We start from the raw sequence: 14,159 nt of genomic DNA, 5'->3' as shown, positions 1-14,159 counted from the left end.
AGGCTGCCCGACCGTGACCGACGACGCCGCCACAGCTCCCACCTGCCTGGCCCACCCGTTCCCCGGCCAGCCACACGCTCCGGCCGGGTGCGCGGCCGCGCGCGGGCTCGACGGGCGTCCGGTGCACGCCGCCGCGTTGAAGTTCTTCTGGGGGCCGATGGACTGCGGCAAGTCCACGATGGCGCTGCAGATGAACTACAACCACGCCCGGCAGGGCCGGCGAGGGCTGGTCACCACCCGCATCGACCGGTCACTCGGCCCGCAGGTCACCACCCGCATCGGTCTGGCGCACGAGGCGATCGAGGTCACCGACGACCTGGACCTGCGGGCACTCGTCCGGGGCCGGTGGGCCGACGGCGTACGCGTGGACTACCTGATCTGCGACGAGGCGTGTTTCTACACCGTCGAGCACGTCGAGCAGATGGCCGAGCTGGTCGACAGCTACGACGTGGACGTGTTCGCGTTCGGTCTGGCCACCGACTTCCGGTCCTGCCTGTTCCCCGCCACGCAGCGGTTGTTCGAGCTGGCCGACGAGGTGGCCCGCATCCAGGTCGAGGTGCTGTGCTGGTGCGGTCGGGAAGGGCTGCTCAACGCCCGGGTGGTCGACGGCCGGGTGGTCCGCGAGGGCGCGCAGGTCGTCATCGGCGACACCGTCGACACCGCCGACGTGCGCTACCAGGTGCTCTGCCGGCGGCACTACCGCAGCGGCGACCTCGGCCCGCGCGACTGAGGCATCCGCCGCCCCGCCGCCCGGTCGGCCACGATCACCGCGACCGTGATCAGCAGCGCCGCCCCGGCGGCCACCGCGACGGGCACCCGCAGCGCGACCGCTGCCGGCGTCAGCGCCACCAGCAGCAGCGCCGCCGCGATCCGGCTGGTCGGCAGGGTCCGCCACAGCACCGCCTTGTAGGCGGCGTGACCGGCGAGGAACAGCGCCGGGCCGCCCAGGGTGAACAGCGCGGCGGCCGGGGTGGCGGGGGCGCCGGGTTCGCGCAGGAGTTGCTCGTCGCCCGCCGAGGTGACGATGATGCCGGCGACCATCACGGGGTGCAGGTAGTTGAACGCCAGCCGGCCCAACGCGCCGGTGCGCTCACCGGCGCGGGTGATGACCTCCGCCGCCGCCGGTGCCGACCGGGCGAAATACACCCACCACAGCGCCACCGAACCGGCGAACGCCAGCACGAAGGCCCCGGTCATCGTCAGGTTCAGGTGCTGCGCGAGTGTGCTCCCGGTGACCAGGATCGACTCACCCAGGGCGATGAGGATGAACGCCTGGCACCGCTCAGCCAGGTGCCCGCCCTCCACCATCCACCGCTCGGCGGGGCTACGGCCCAGACCGGGTACCGGGAATCCGGTCGACAGGCCGATCACCTCGATCACGATCGCCGACGCCCACAGCGCCTCCTGGAAGGCTCCGCCGACCACGGCGCCGAGCACCACGAGCAGCGACGTCCCGACGAACCACGGCAGCGTCTTCTGAAACCCGTCGACCAGCCACGGCTGGCCCTGCACCGCCCACAACGCGAACACGGTGCGGCCCACCTGCATGGTCGCGTAGACCAGCGCGAAGACCAGCCCGCCGCCGTCGAACACCTCGGGGATCGCCGCCGCGAGCAGGAGGCTGCCCAGCATGAGCGCGATCAGCAGTGCCCGCACCGGTGCCTGGTCGGGTCGCAGCCAGTTCGTCCCCCACGTGGTGTAGATCCACACGAACCAGACCAGCGCCAACAGCAGAGCGGTCCGTGCGGCGCCACGCCAGTCCGGGTGCGCGATCAGGTAGTGCGCCAACTGGGTGATGGTGAAGATGAAGACCAGGTCGAAGAAGAGCTCCGCCGACGTGGTGGGCTCCACCCCCCGACGTTCGCGGAGCAACCAGGGCCGTTTCAGCCGGACGACCGGCGGCTCAGAAGGGGTCACCGCACACCCGCCAGTCCCCGCTCTCGCGGATCACCGGCAGGCGACGTTCCTCGCTGATCCCGCCGGCACGGGTCAACCGCACGGTCACCGTGCCGTGCGGACGTCCGCCCTTGGTGGCCACCGACACGTCGGTGATCTCGTAGTCGGTGACCATCGGCGGGGTGCGCACCCAACTGGTGAAGCCGATCGCGCTCCACTTGCTGCGCGCGTCCTTGCACAGCCGCTCGTACGCCCCGTTGGTGTCACCGACGGCCACCTCGTTCAGGAACCCGTCGGCGGTCTCCCGGATCGGGCCGGCGGCCTGCCGCACGGTCTGCAGGTTCCAGGCCCCCAGCCCGGCCACGCCGACGCAGCACAGCGCCACGCCGAACCCGGCGAAGGCCAGCCCGGTGCGCATCGGGCGGTGCCGCCGGGCCGGTCGGCTCCACGGCTGGCCGGCACCCACGACTACCGACCGTAGAGAACGTCGTCGCACGGAATCACGACAAGCGGGAAATCGGGTCCGCCCGGTACGCGGGTGTGCCCTGTTCGGACCGGCCACGGATCGTCTACCGTCGGCGCACACCCCCGAGCAGTGCCAGGGAGCCCATCGATGAACCGCTTCGTGCAGCCGGTACCACCGCCCGCCGACCCGTACGCCGACGACACCCTGCTGCGGTCCTGGCTGGAGCGTCACCTCGGCCCGGCCGGGCACGCCGCCGCGAAGGGTCGCCTCGCCGACCTGGCCGCCGACGTCACCGGGCCGCTGCGCGCGGCACACGCCGACGCCGAGGCGCACCCGCCCACGCTGGTCCGCTACGACCCGTGGGGTGCCCGCGTCGACCGGATCGAGGTGTCGGCGGGCTGGCAGGCGCAGCGCGCCGCCGCCGCCCGGCACGCCGTGGTCGCGCTGCCCTACCTGCCCGACGCGCGCGGCACCTGGGGTGCGGCCGCACGGGTCGTCCAGCACGCCCTGCTGCACCTGTACGGCCCGGAGTCGGCGACGTTCTCCTGCCCGGTTGCCATGGCGGACGGGGCGGCGGCGCTGCTCAGCATGCCCGACGTCGACTCCGGCGTCCGCGACGCGTGGCTGCCCCGGCTGGTCTCCACCGACCCGGCCACGGCGATCACCAGTGGGCAGTGGATGACCGAGTCGCAGGGCGGCTCCGACCTGGGCCGCTCGAGCACCATCGGCCGACCCGCCGCCGACGGTTCGTGGCGACTGACCGGGGAGAAGTGGTTCTGCTCCGCCGCCGACGCCGCGATGGCGGTGGCGCTGGCCCGCCCGGAGGGCGCCGGGCGCGGCAGCCGGGTGCTCGCGCCGTTCCTGGTGCCCCGGTACGCGGCCGACTCGCCCCTGGCCGACGGGACCCCGGCCGACGCGCCCGCGCCGGGTGTCACCGTGCACCGGCTCAAGGACAAGCTCGGCACCCGGGCGCTGCCCACCGCCGAGATCGGCCTGCGCGACGCGTACGCCGTGCCGCTGGGCGACCCGACGGTCCCCGGCCTGACCCGGGCGATGACCCTGGTCGTGGTGACCCGGGTGCACAACGCCGCCGCGGCGGCCGGCGGCATGCGGCGCGGCCTGGCCTACGCCCGGGCGTACGCCGACGTGCGTCACGTCGCCGGGGGTGCGCTGGCGTCCTCGCCGCTGCACCGGGCCACCCTGGGCACCCTCGCGGTCGACGCGGCGGGCGCGTTCGCCCTGGCCGGGCACGCGTTCGCGCTGCTCGGCCGGGTCGAGGTCGGTGCCGACCCGGCGGCCGCCGCGGAGCTGCGCATCGTGGCACCGCTGGCGAAGCTGGCCACCGGCCGGCTCGCCGTCAGCTCCGCCAGCGAGTACGTGGAGAGCTTCGGCGGAGCCGGCTACGTGGAGGACACCGGCGTGCCCCGCCTGCTGCGCGACGCGCAGGTGCTGCCCATCTGGGAGGGCACCACCAACGTGCTGGCCCTGGACGTTCTGCGCGCGCTGGCCCGCGAGGACGCGGGGGCGCCACTGTTGAGCCGGCTCGCCGCCGCCGTCGACCTGGCCCGGCCGCTGTCGCCGGCGTTGGCCGACACCCTCGCCACGGCCGCCACGCAGCTGGGCGACACCGTCGGCGCGGTGACCGCGAACCCGGGCGACGCGACGGTGGTCGCCGGCGCTCGCGGCCTGGCGCTGCGCCTGGCGTACGCGCTGACCGCCGCCCTGCTCGTCGAGCACGCCGCGTGGGGTGACGAGCAGGCGGAGCTGGCCGCCCGGCTGTGGGCGCGACGCTGGCTGCGACACGAGGAGATCGCCGAGGACGGGCACCACCACCTTGACCTGCTCTGCTGACCGGCCGGCGCGGGGCGGGCGGGCACCATGTCGGTGCTGATCGAGCTGGGCGACGAGCGGGGCGCACCCCCGGACGACCCGAAACCGCCGCCGGGGACATCCCGGCGGGGCCGGATGGCGGTGGTGCTGGCGGCGTGCACCCTGCTCGGCGGCGCCGCCGCGCCCACCCACCTGACTGCCCGCGTCGGGCCGGCGCTACCCGCCCGGGCGACCGTGCTCGGCGCGGGTCCGCTGCTGCTGGTCGTCGATCCCGGCACCGACCCGCCGGCGCTGAGCGCCTACGACGCCGCCGCGCCGCACCGCCCTGCGCGGTGGCGGGTCACCCTGCCGCCGGCCACCGGTTGGTCCGCCGACGTCGCCGGTGACCTGCTGCTGCTCACCGAACGCGACCAGGTGCGCCGGGTGACCGCGACCACCGCCCGGTCGGTACGCACCGGCCAGCCGCTGTGGCGGCGACCCGAGCGGGTGTACGCGGCCGGCGACGCGGCGGTGGCGGTGAGCGAGGTCCGCAGCGCCTCCGAACCGGGGCGCCGGATCGAGGGCAGCGTGCACGGCCTCGACCTGGCCACCGGCGCCACCCGATGGACGGCGCCGGTGCCCTCCACGGCCGTGCTGAGAGTGCTGCCGGCGACGCCCGGTCGGTTGCTCCTGTTGCAGGACGACGGGCTGGCCCGGGTCCTCGACGTCCGAGACGGCGCCGTCGGCGGGCAGGGACGGCTACCGCCGGCCGACTACGGCCCGGACAATCCCCAGGTCATCGGCGGGCACCTGGTGCTGCGCCACCCGACCGGCAGTGGGGTGGCGCTGACCGGCTACGACCTGCCCGGGCTGTCGCCGCGCTGGCGGGTGCCGGTCGAGCCGGGCGAGCTGACCCTGCGGCCCTGCGAGGGCCTCATCTGCGGGCACGACGAAAACGGCAGGTGGGCGATCGACGCGGGCACCGGCGCGCTGGCCTGGACGTGGCCGGCCGGGGCGCGCTGGCACACCGTGGCGGGCGCGCGGATCACCACCGAACCGCTGGTGCTGCTCGGGACCGCGTCGGACGGCCGCCGCACCCTGGTCGCGACGGTGGGCCGGGACGGCCCCCGGGTGACCGCGGTCCTCCCGGCGGGGCTGACCGACTGCCGGCGGGCCGGCACAGGGCTGGTCTGCCGCGACGGCACCGCCCGGGTGACGGTGTGGCCGCTGGACCCACCCTGACCGCCGGCGCGAAAGGACGGGAAAACGCCGACGTACCTGACAGTGGTTGGCAGGTACGCGCGGGCAGACTGCCGCTATGACGACAACCGCAGACCTCGCCATGGTCAACCTGGACAGCTCCGACCCGGCCGCGCACGCCGCGTTCTACCACCGCGCGTTGGGCTGGGAGATCACCCACAGCCAGGCCGAGTACGCCATGATCAGCGGCGGTGGTGTCTCGATCGGCTTCGGGCTGGTCGAGGGCTACCAGCCGCCGTCCTGGCCGGACCCGGCCGGCGGTAAGCGCTACCACCTCGACCTCTACGTCGACGACCTCGCGACCGCCGAGAAGGAGTTCGTCGCAGCGGGCGCGTCGAAGCCCGAATTCCAGCCGGGCGGCGACCGGTGGGTGGTGCTCACCGACCCGATCGGTCAGCCGTTCTGCATCTGCCCCCGTCCACAGGGCTGAGCCTCCCGCCGCCGCCGCTCACCGGGGGTACGACGCTCAGCCGCGGCGGCGGGACCGGGCCGCCCACACCACGTACGCCGGGTCGCGGTCGAGGTTGTGCCGGTCCCGGTCGTAGCGGCGGGTGGTACGCGGATCGGCGTGCCCCATGGCGTCCTGCACGTCCTCCAGCGGGACGCCCTCGGAGCGGGCGGTGGTGGCGAAGGCGTGCCGCAGCGAGTGCGGGGAGAGCCTGGCCCAGGCCGGGATGCCGGCCGCCCGGGCCAGCCGGCGGACCAGCCGGAACACCGAGTGCCGGTCCAGCCGGGCGCCGCTGGCGGTGACCAGCAGCGGCCCGGTCAGCTGCGGCACCGGCACACCGGTGGCGGCGGCCCGCTGGGCCAGGTAGGCGTCCACCGCGTACCCGGTGCCGGGGGTGAGGGCGCGGCGGCGTGGTTTGCCGCCCTTGCCGACGAAGCGCACGCTGCGGTGCCCGCGTTCGGTGCCCAGGTCGGTCAGGTCCAGGGAGATCAGCTCGCCGACCCGCAGGCCCAGATCGGCCAGGAGCGCGATCGCGGCGCGGTTGCGGACAGCCGTGGGGCCGGTGTCCGCGTCGGCGGCGCTCAGCAGCGCGTCGACCTCCTCCGGGGTCAGGCCGACCGTGGCCGAGTGGTCCCGGTCGACGCGGGGCCGGTCGGCGCCGGCGACCGGGTTGGCCGGCAACGCGCCCAGCTTGACGAGGAAGTCGTACCAGCTGGACAGCGCCGAGAGCCGGCGCGCCACGGTCGCCGGGGTCAGTGGGCGGCCGCTGCGGGCGCCGAGGGTGGACTCCAGCGCCCGGGCGTACTCGTTGACGTGCAGGAAGGTGGCGTGCAGCGGGTCCAGGTCGCGGCCGGCGCACCAGGTGAGCCAGCCGGTGATGTCGCGCCGGTACGCGTCGCGGGTGTGCTCGGACAGCCGCCGGTTGCGCAGCCACGCCTCGGTGACGTCGACCGGCCCGCCGGGCAGCGCCGGTCGGGGGGTCGGGCGGGCCAGCACCGGCAGGTCGGAGGACACCATGTGAAAAAGGTTCTCAGCTCCTGGTGGGTTCACGGCGAAGGCGCGCCGAGGCCACCGGGGGTGCGGCCGGTGTCCGGGCGCGGCATGCCGGCTACCGTCGGGCGGTGCGCGCCAGCCGGTTGGTCTCCCTGCTGCTGCTCCTGCAGACCCGGGGACGGATGACCGCGCCCGAGTTGGCCGAGGCCCTGGAGGTCTCGGTCCGGACGGTGTACCGGGACGTGGAGTCGCTCGGCGCCGCCGGCGTTCCGGTGTACGCCGAGCGCGGCCCGGCGGGCGGGTACCGGCTGCTCGACGGCTACCGCACCCGGCTGACCGGGTTGACCGCCGGTGAGGCCGAGGCGCTGTTCCTGGCCGGCGTTCCAGGGCCGGCGTCCGAGCTGGGACTGGGGTCGGTGCTGGCCACCGCCGAGCTGAAGTTGCGGGCGGCGTTGCCGACGGACCTCGCCGACCGGGGCGGGCGGATCCGGCAGCGGTTCCACCTGGACGCGCCGACCTGGTTCCGCGAGCCCGAGCCGACACCGCATCTGGCCGCTCTGGCCGGCGCGGTGTGGGAGGACCGCCGGGTCCGGGTGCGCTACCGGCGGTGGCAGGCGCCCCGGGAGGTGACACGGACCCTCGATCCGCTCGGCGTGGTGCTCAAGGCCGGCCGGTGGTATCTGGTCGCCGCCGCGGACGGGCAGGCCCGCACCTACCGGGTGGGCGCCATCCTGGACCTGACCGTGCTGGACGAACCCGCCGACCGGCCGGCCGGGTTCGACCTGGCGGACTGCTGGCGGGAGCACACCGAGCGTTACGAGAGCAGCGTCTACCGCGCGGAGGCAACGGTACGGATGACCGTGGCCGCCCTGGCGCGGACGGTGCACCTGCTCCCGCCGGCGATGAGCCGCGCCGCACACGACGCCGCCGGCGCACCGGACGCGGACGGCTGGGTGGTGACGACCGTGCCGATCGAGTCCATCCGGCACGGTCACGTCGAGCTGCTCAAACTCGGCGCGCAGGTGGAGGTGCTCGCCCCGGCCGAGCTGCGGGACCTCCTCGCCGACACCGCCCACGCGCTCGCCGCGCTCTATCCACCAACCGGCGCCGAGCGCGCGGTGCAGCCGGCGGGTGGCGACTCCGGTGGGCCGGGCGGGCCGGGCGGCCCGCCCCGAGCATCGGTCAGGCGTTGATCTGCCGGCGTCCGTCGCCGTTGGCGTTGGCGTTGATGGTCACCCGGCGGGGCTTGGCGCGCTCGGCGACCGGGATGCGCAGCGTCAGCACCCCGTTGTCGTAGCCGGCCTCCAGCTTGTCGGTGTCCAGGGTGTCGCCCAGGAACAGCCGCCGGGTGAACGTGCCCATCGGGCGTTCGGCGGCGACCAGTTCGACGCCGTCGCCGGTGGGCCGACGCCGCTCGGCCCGAACGGTGAGCACGTTGCGCTCGACGGTGCAGTCGATGGTGTCCGGGTCGACGCCGGGCAGGTCGAACGCGGCGTAGAAGTAGTCCCCGTCGCGGTAGGCGTCCAGATGCATCATCGCCGGACGGGTGGCCGTACCGAAGAACTGCTCGGCGAGCCGGTCAACCTCGCGGAACGGGTCGGTACGCATCAACATCGTTGTGCCTCCTCGGTTCTCCTGGCCGAAGGTGATGAGTTGAGTCCGGGTGACTCAACTTCCTCTTCTGTTTTAACGCCACGGCAGGCGAGCGTCAAGCCCTCAGCGAAGCCGCTTCTCGAACCAGTGCTGGGCGTACGGGCCGTGCGAGTACGCCGGGATCTCGATGTAGCCGTGCCGGGCGTACAGGGCACGGGCCTCGACCAGGTCGGCGCGGGTGTCCAGCCGGATCCGGTCCGCCCCGGCCGCCCGGGCGTGCCCCTCGACGGCGGCGAGCAGCACGGCGCCCCCGCCCGTGCCACGGTGTGCGGGGCGGATGAACACCCTGGTCAGCTCGGCCCAGTCCGGCCCCCACCGCAGCCCGGCGCAGCCGGCCACGTCCGCGCCGTGGCGGGCGAGCAGCAGCAGGCCGCCGGGGTGCGTCAGGTCGTCGCTGGGCATCTCGGCCAACGCCTCGTCGACCTCGCCGGGCAGGGCCGGGCGGCGGTGGTAGCGGACCACCATCTCCGTCATGTACTCGCGCAGCAGACGGACCGCGTCGGGCTGGTCGGGTCGGACGGGGCTGGTCACCCAGGTGGGTCGGACGGTCGTGGTCACCTGTCGATCATCGGCGCCCGGTCAACGCGTTTATGCGCCGGACGGGCTAGCGGCGCCGGGCTGGCAGCGCCGACCTTCGCGCCGGCGGTCGCCTCGACACGGACCGAAGGAGAACAGGGTCACCAGGATGCCCGCCCGTGGTTTCCAGACCAAAACGACGCTAAGAACTGAGGGTTGATCAAGCCGGCCCCGAGAACAGCGCTGCCGCAAGGTCGGTAGCGGCCGCATACGCAGCAGCGGCCCGTGTGGCTTCGTCCGCGCTCAAAGCGACACGGTCAACACGGGCCAGCATCTCGACCGCCGTGGCCGGATCGTTCAGGACCATCGCAACCTCAGCGCGGTAGACGAGCACCTCCACCAACGCGACCGGGTCGTCATCTGCCTCGGGACGGGCCAACGCACTGTCAAGAATCCGAGCCGCCTGCCGGGCGTCCCCTCTGGAGTCGGACTGCACGACGGCGTTCGCCATCGCCTTGCCCAGCCGCCCAGCCGGCGCCGGCGCGGGCGAGGCCGGGGCGTTTTGGAAGACGCGGATCCAGTTGCCGCCTGGATCGATGACGCTGAAGCCGCTCAGCCCGTCGGCGTTCTTCCGCGCCCGGGGCCGGGTCATCCGCGGTGTCCCGGAGACCAACACCTTGCCGTACGCGGCGCGCATTCCCGCCGCGAAAGCCCGGTACAGCTGCCCCGTGTCGGTGGTCAGCACGAGACACGAACCGTAGGACTGCGCCGGATCGAACCCCGCGATCTCGAAGAACTGCAGATGTAGATCTTCACGTTGCAACCCCACGCACGGGTTGGGCTTGCGCTGCTTGTAAGTGGTGTGGAAACCGAGCACCTCGTAAAAGGCGACGATGTCGTCGATGGACGCGCAGGGCAGCAGGGGAACGGTTACCTCGTTGGTCACCCGAACTTCGTAGCCGTCGTCAATGGGCACACGCACATGGAAATGGCTGATCGTCAGCCAGAGACGACTGAACGGCCGATACAACGCAAGCTGAGCTGGTCCACCGGCGACCTCTACCGTCAGGCCCGCTGGTAGATCCCGTGCTCGCGGGTGAGCAACTGCTCGTCGATCAGGTAGCGGCGCAACGTGACGTGGTCTGACCCGCCCGCGGCGCACCACGGCTTGAGCGCCTCGTCCACCGCCCGCTCGGGGTATCGCGTGCCCGGCTCGAAGGACCGCTCGGCGATGTGCGCCAGCAGCACGCGCCGCCGGCCCCGCTGTGCGGGCAGGCCCACCAGCACGTCGTCGCGCACGAAGGTGCGCAGTACCGGGTCGCCGGCCGGTTCGGCGTCGTCAACCGGGCGGCGGTCGCGCGCCGCCGCCCGCAGCGACTCCTCGTCGACCGCGAGGGCGCCGTCCGAGCGGGTCACCAGGCCCGCGCCGGTGAGCCGGTGAATCCCGGTGTGCACCGCGCGCGCCGGCAGGTCGGTCCGTTCGGCGACGTGCGCCGCGTTGGTCGCGCCGAGCACGATCGCCGCGAAGACCCGCCGTCGTCCGTCGTCGGCCAGGGCACCGGCCAGAGCATCCGCTGTCACGCCGGTCACCCTCTCATCGGGGTACGCGGACCGCCAGGCGATTTCCGGGCGCGGGCGTTCAGGCGGGGTCGGTCGGCTGTTCGGCGACGAGCAGGACCCGCCGCAGCAGGTCGGAGAGCAGTCGACGCTCGGCCGGGGTCAGCGCGCCGAGCAGCCGGTGCTCCTCGGCGCCCCGGACGTCCATCGCGCCATGCCACGCGGCGCGGCCGGCGTCGGTGAGTTCCACGTCGACGCGACGCCGGTCGACAGTGGACGGGGTTCGCCGCACGAAGCCGCGCGCGACGAGGTTGTCGACCCGTGCGGTGATCGAGGCCGGGGCCATCGCCAGGTCGGCGGCGAGTTCCGAGGGCGCGGCACGTCCCTGCCGGCCGGCCAGTGCGTGCAGCGTGTCGTACTCGTGTGCCGGCAGGTCGAAGTCCGCGAGGACCCGCTCCTTCACGGTGCGCAGGTGCCGGGTCAGGACACCCATCCGGGTCACGGCGCCCTCGACGTCGACGTCGAGGGCGGGCAGGACGGGCAGCCAGCGCTCGACGTGCCGGTCGACGGAGTCGTGGGCGGTGGTCACCGGTCCAGCTTATCGCAACGAAATATTCGTTGACGAAATATTCGATGTCGAAGTAGCTTGTGGCGGTGACCAACCCACTGCGTGTCAGCTCCTTCCGGCTGCTGTTCCTGGGCCGGACCGTCTCCTCGGTCGGTGACGCCGTGGTGCCCGCCGCGCTGGCACTGGCCGTGCTGCGCGCCACCGGTTCCACCAGCGCCCTCGCCGTCGTCCTCGCCGCGGCGATGGTTCCCCGGCTGCTCCTGCTGCCCCTCGGCGGCGTCGTCGCCGACCGGTTCGACGCCCGCCGGGTCGCTCTGGCGGCCGACCTGGTCCGCTGCGTGACCCAGCTCGCGGTCGGCGTGGAACTGCTCGGCGGCGACCCGTCGCTGGCCACCATCGTGGTGGCCTCGGCGCTCGGCGGCACCGCCTCGGCCTTCGCCATCCCGACCGCCTCGCCGCTGGTCGCCGGCACCGTCGAGCCGGCCGCCCGGCAGCGGGCCAACGCCCTGCTGGGCGTCACCGCCAACACCAGCCGGCTCGCCGGCCCGGCGCTCGCCGGCCTGCTGATCTGGGCCGCCGGCCCCGGCTGGGCGTTCATCATCGACGGCGCGTCGTTCGCGCTCAGCGCCGCGCTGCTCGCGCTCATCCGCGTCCGGCACGTACCCGTGCCCCGCCGTTCCGTCCTCGCCGACCTGCGGCACGGCTTCGGCGAGGTACGCGCCCGTGACTGGTTCTGGACCAGCCTGATCGGGCACGGCGTGTGGAACGGCGCCGCCGCCGTCCTGATGACCCTCGGACCGGCCATCGCCATCGACCGCCTCGGAGGCGAGGCGACCTGGGTGCTGCTGTTGCAGGCCGGCGCGATCGGCATGCTCACCGGCTCACTGCTGGCCGGGCGCGTCCGGCTGCGCCGGCCGGTGCTGCTGGCCAACCTTGGGCTGGCCAGCTACGCCGCGCCGCTGCTGCTGCTCGCCTTCGCCGCGCCCGCTCCGGCGGTGATCGTCGCCTACGGGATCGCCTTGACCGCCCTCGGCTACCTCAACCCCGTCTGGGAGACCGTCGTGCAGCACCAGTTCCCGCCCGAGGTCCTCGCGCGCGTCACCTCGTACGACTGGCTGGTGTCGCTGGGCGCGATGCCGCTGGGCTACGCCCTGGCGCCGCTGGCCGCCGACGCGTTCGGCGCACCCCTGCCGCTGGCGGTCGCCGGCCTGCTGGTCCTGGCCGCCTGCGCCGGCACCGCCCTCGTCCCCGGCGTCCGGCGGCTCACCTGGCCGGCCGAGGTGGCGACGCCACCACCTGCGGCCGAACCCGCCGCCGTCCGCTGAACCGCAGGCCCGGCCGCCCGATCACTCCCCGGTCGGTCCGCCGGCCAGTTCGGCCACGATGTCGAGGTGACCCAGGTGGCGGGCGTACTCCTGGACCAGGTGGAACAGCACCCGCTCCAGCGACGCCGGGTCGGCGCGGTTCCACCGCGGGCCCGGCGCCCCGATCTCCGCCAGGTCGTGGGCCGTCACCACCGCGCTGGTGTGCGCGCCCTGCGCGCGCAGCGCCTCCAGCAGGTCCGCGCGGGTCTCCTCGGGGGCGACGTGCCAGCGCTCACCGCGACGGTCGCCCCACGGCTCGGGGACGTCCCGACCCTGGAAACCCCACTCGATCCAGCGCAGCTCGACGTACCGCAGGTGCTTGACCAACTCCAGGGGGGTCCACCCCGACGGCAGCCGGCTGCGCCGCAGCTCCGGCTCGGGTAGCGCCGACACCCTGTCCAGCACGGACTCCCGGAAGTAGTCCAGGTAGCGCAGGAAGACCTCGGTGCGGTTGCCGGCGGGGACGGTGGGCTCGGGGAAGACGGTCGTCATCGGATCATTGTGCGGGGCTGGCCGGCAGGTCGCGGCCGCGCTGCTGCACACCGGCTCGGCCGTACGGGTAGTCCCCCACCGGTGGGGCGCTCGCCTCGTCCAGCAGTCGGGTCTGCTCCGCGTCGAGAAGCAGGTCGGCGGCGGTCAGGTTGTCGTCGAGCTGCTCGGTGGTCCGCGCTCCGAGGATCACCGAGGTGACCGCCGGCCGGGCCGCCAGCCAGGCGAGCGCCACCGCCGACATGGACACGCCACGTTCCCCGGCGACCTGCCGGACCGCGTCGATGACCCGCCAGGTGCGCTCCTCGGCGTTGCGGCCCGCGTACGCCTCGACGCCGCGCTGTGGGTTCTCGCCGAGGCGGGTGGCACCCGTGGGCACGCTGTCCCGCTGGTACTTGCCGGTCAGCCAGCCGCCGCCCAACGGCGACCACGGCAGGATGCCGATGCCCTCGTTCTCGCAGACCGGCACCACCTCGAACTCGATCTCCCGCGCCAGCAGGTTGTACTGCGGCTGCAGCGTCACGATCGGGGTGAGGTTGAGGTGCTGGGTGAGCAGGGCAGCCTTCTGCATCTGCCAGCCGGTGAAGTTGCTGACCCCCGCGTAGCGGATCTTGCCCGCGCGGACCGCGTCGTCGAAGAACCGCAGCGTCTCCGGCAACGGGGTCAGCGGGTCCCAGGCGTGCGCCTGGTAGAGGTCGACCGCCTCGACCCCGAGCCGCCGGAGGCTGGCGTCCAGCGCGCGGGTCAGGTGCACCCGGGACAGGCCGGCGTCGTTCGCCCCGGGACCCATCGGGAACCGTCCCTTGGTGGCGATCACCAGCCGGTCGCGCAGGTCGGGCCGCGCCCGCAGCCAACGGCCGACGATCTCCTCGGAGACACCGGCGGAGTAGACGTCGGCGGTGTCGATGAAGGTGCCGCCGGCCTCGACGAACCGGTCCAGCTGGGCGAAGCTGCCCGCCTCGTCGGTCTCCGCGCCGAAGGTCATCGTGCCCAGGCACAGCGTCGACACCACGGTGCCGGTCGCGCCCAGAGTGCGGTAGCGCATGTCTTCCTCCCCCGTCGAGTAACGAATCTGATCTTCGCACGCGGTCCGACGACCCGCCCCGGCGCGCGGCACGGGCACCCGGGCGGCCGCGTCAC

The 14,159-nt window shown here is 74.0% G+C and carries 16 protein-coding genes; 6 read left to right on the top strand and 10 right to left on the bottom strand.

Annotation, left to right across the window (positions count from 1 at the left end; translation table 11 throughout):
• The first annotated feature begins 13 nt into the window (after positions 1-13).
• Entirely contained in the window at positions 14-730 is a 717-nt protein-coding gene (locus tag ACTWLT_RS17940) for a thymidine kinase (RefSeq protein ID WP_374556509.1), read from the top strand.
• On the opposite strand, the gene ACTWLT_RS17935 is transcribed toward ACTWLT_RS17940, so the two are convergent.
• Positions 697-1,851: a low temperature requirement protein A gene (locus tag ACTWLT_RS17935; protein ID WP_445319375.1), complete on the bottom strand. Its 1,155-nt coding sequence runs from the start codon at positions 1,849-1,851 to the stop codon at positions 697-699. The two genes, ACTWLT_RS17940 and ACTWLT_RS17935, sit on opposite strands and share 34 nt — an antisense overlap.
• Before the next feature lie 52 nt (positions 1,852-1,903).
• Complete coding sequence (locus ACTWLT_RS17930) at positions 1,904-2,362, bottom strand: Rv0361 family membrane protein (RefSeq protein WP_445319374.1); 459 nt, start codon at positions 2,360-2,362, stop codon at positions 1,904-1,906.
• Between the two features lie 147 nt (positions 2,363-2,509).
• On the opposite strand from ACTWLT_RS17930, the gene ACTWLT_RS17925 reads away from it, so the two are divergent.
• From ACTWLT_RS17925 to ACTWLT_RS17915, 3 genes are all read left to right on the top strand, one after another.
• Positions 2,510-4,213 carry an acyl-CoA dehydrogenase family protein gene (locus ACTWLT_RS17925; RefSeq protein WP_445319373.1) on the top strand — a complete coding sequence of 568 codons (1,704 nt, stop codon included), beginning with the start codon at positions 2,510-2,512 and terminating at the stop codon, positions 4,211-4,213.
• Positions 4,214-4,240: 27 nt separating this feature from the next.
• Entirely contained in the window at positions 4,241-5,413 is a 1,173-nt protein-coding gene (locus tag ACTWLT_RS17920) for a PQQ-binding-like beta-propeller repeat protein (RefSeq protein WP_445319372.1), read from the top strand.
• A gap of 76 nt (positions 5,414-5,489) precedes the next feature.
• Positions 5,490-5,861: a VOC family protein gene (locus ACTWLT_RS17915; protein ID WP_252414060.1), complete on the top strand. Its 372-nt coding sequence runs from the start codon at positions 5,490-5,492 to the stop codon at positions 5,859-5,861.
• Between the two features lie 36 nt (positions 5,862-5,897).
• Here the strand turns inward: ACTWLT_RS17915 and ACTWLT_RS17910 are convergent, their stop codons facing one another.
• Positions 5,898-6,896: a tyrosine-type recombinase/integrase gene (locus ACTWLT_RS17910; protein WP_252414061.1), complete on the bottom strand. Its 999-nt coding sequence runs from the start codon at positions 6,894-6,896 to the stop codon at positions 5,898-5,900.
• Positions 6,897-7,000: 104 nt separating this feature from the next.
• Between ACTWLT_RS17910 and ACTWLT_RS17905 the strand changes: the two genes are divergently transcribed.
• Positions 7,001-8,065 carry a helix-turn-helix transcriptional regulator gene (locus tag ACTWLT_RS17905; protein WP_445319371.1) on the top strand — a complete coding sequence of 355 codons (1,065 nt, stop codon included), beginning with the start codon at positions 7,001-7,003 and terminating at the stop codon, positions 8,063-8,065.
• Here the strand turns inward: ACTWLT_RS17905 and ACTWLT_RS17900 are convergent.
• The 5 genes from ACTWLT_RS17900 to ACTWLT_RS17880 all read right to left on the bottom strand — a co-directional run bounded on the left by ACTWLT_RS17900 (position 8,055) and on the right by ACTWLT_RS17880 (position 11,187).
• Positions 8,055-8,486 carry an Hsp20/alpha crystallin family protein gene (locus ACTWLT_RS17900; RefSeq protein WP_445319370.1) on the bottom strand — a complete coding sequence of 144 codons (432 nt, stop codon included), beginning with the start codon at positions 8,484-8,486 and terminating at the stop codon, positions 8,055-8,057. The genes ACTWLT_RS17905 and ACTWLT_RS17900 overlap by 11 nt on opposite strands.
• A 102-nt stretch (positions 8,487-8,588) precedes the next feature.
• Complete coding sequence (locus ACTWLT_RS17895; protein WP_445319369.1) at positions 8,589-9,083, bottom strand: GNAT family N-acetyltransferase; 495 nt, start codon at positions 9,081-9,083, stop codon at positions 8,589-8,591.
• Positions 9,084-9,261: 178 nt separating this feature from the next.
• Positions 9,262-9,987, bottom strand: coding sequence for a DUF8817 family protein (locus ACTWLT_RS17890; RefSeq protein ID WP_445319404.1), 726 nt, complete (start codon positions 9,985-9,987; stop codon positions 9,262-9,264).
• Between the two features lie 119 nt (positions 9,988-10,106).
• Positions 10,107-10,622 carry a DUF2087 domain-containing protein gene (locus ACTWLT_RS17885; RefSeq protein WP_445319368.1) on the bottom strand — a complete coding sequence of 172 codons (516 nt, stop codon included), beginning with the start codon at positions 10,620-10,622 and terminating at the stop codon, positions 10,107-10,109.
• 58 nt (positions 10,623-10,680) lie between these two features.
• Complete coding sequence (locus ACTWLT_RS17880) at positions 10,681-11,187, bottom strand: MarR family winged helix-turn-helix transcriptional regulator (protein ID WP_445319367.1); 507 nt, start codon at positions 11,185-11,187, stop codon at positions 10,681-10,683.
• A 65-nt stretch (positions 11,188-11,252) separates the two neighbouring features.
• Between ACTWLT_RS17880 and ACTWLT_RS17875 the strand changes: the two genes are divergently transcribed.
• Positions 11,253-12,491, top strand: coding sequence for an MFS transporter (locus ACTWLT_RS17875; RefSeq protein ID WP_445319366.1), 1,239 nt, complete (start codon positions 11,253-11,255; stop codon positions 12,489-12,491).
• Positions 12,492-12,512: 21 nt separating this feature from the next.
• Here ACTWLT_RS17875 and ACTWLT_RS17870 read toward each other — a convergent pair whose 3' ends face one another.
• Positions 12,513-13,022, bottom strand: a complete 510-nt coding sequence (locus ACTWLT_RS17870; protein WP_445319365.1) for a mycothiol transferase — start codon at positions 13,020-13,022, stop codon at positions 12,513-12,515.
• A 4-nt stretch (positions 13,023-13,026) separates the two neighbouring features.
• Positions 13,027-14,064 carry an aldo/keto reductase gene (locus ACTWLT_RS17865; protein ID WP_445319364.1) on the bottom strand — a complete coding sequence of 346 codons (1,038 nt, stop codon included), beginning with the start codon at positions 14,062-14,064 and terminating at the stop codon, positions 13,027-13,029.
• Positions 14,065-14,159: the final 95 nt, after the last annotated feature.

The sequence above is a fragment of the Micromonospora yongxingensis genome (assembly GCF_052601155.1).
The sequence above is the reverse complement of the archived record's forward strand: the minus strand, read 5'-3'. Positions and strand labels throughout refer to the sequence as shown.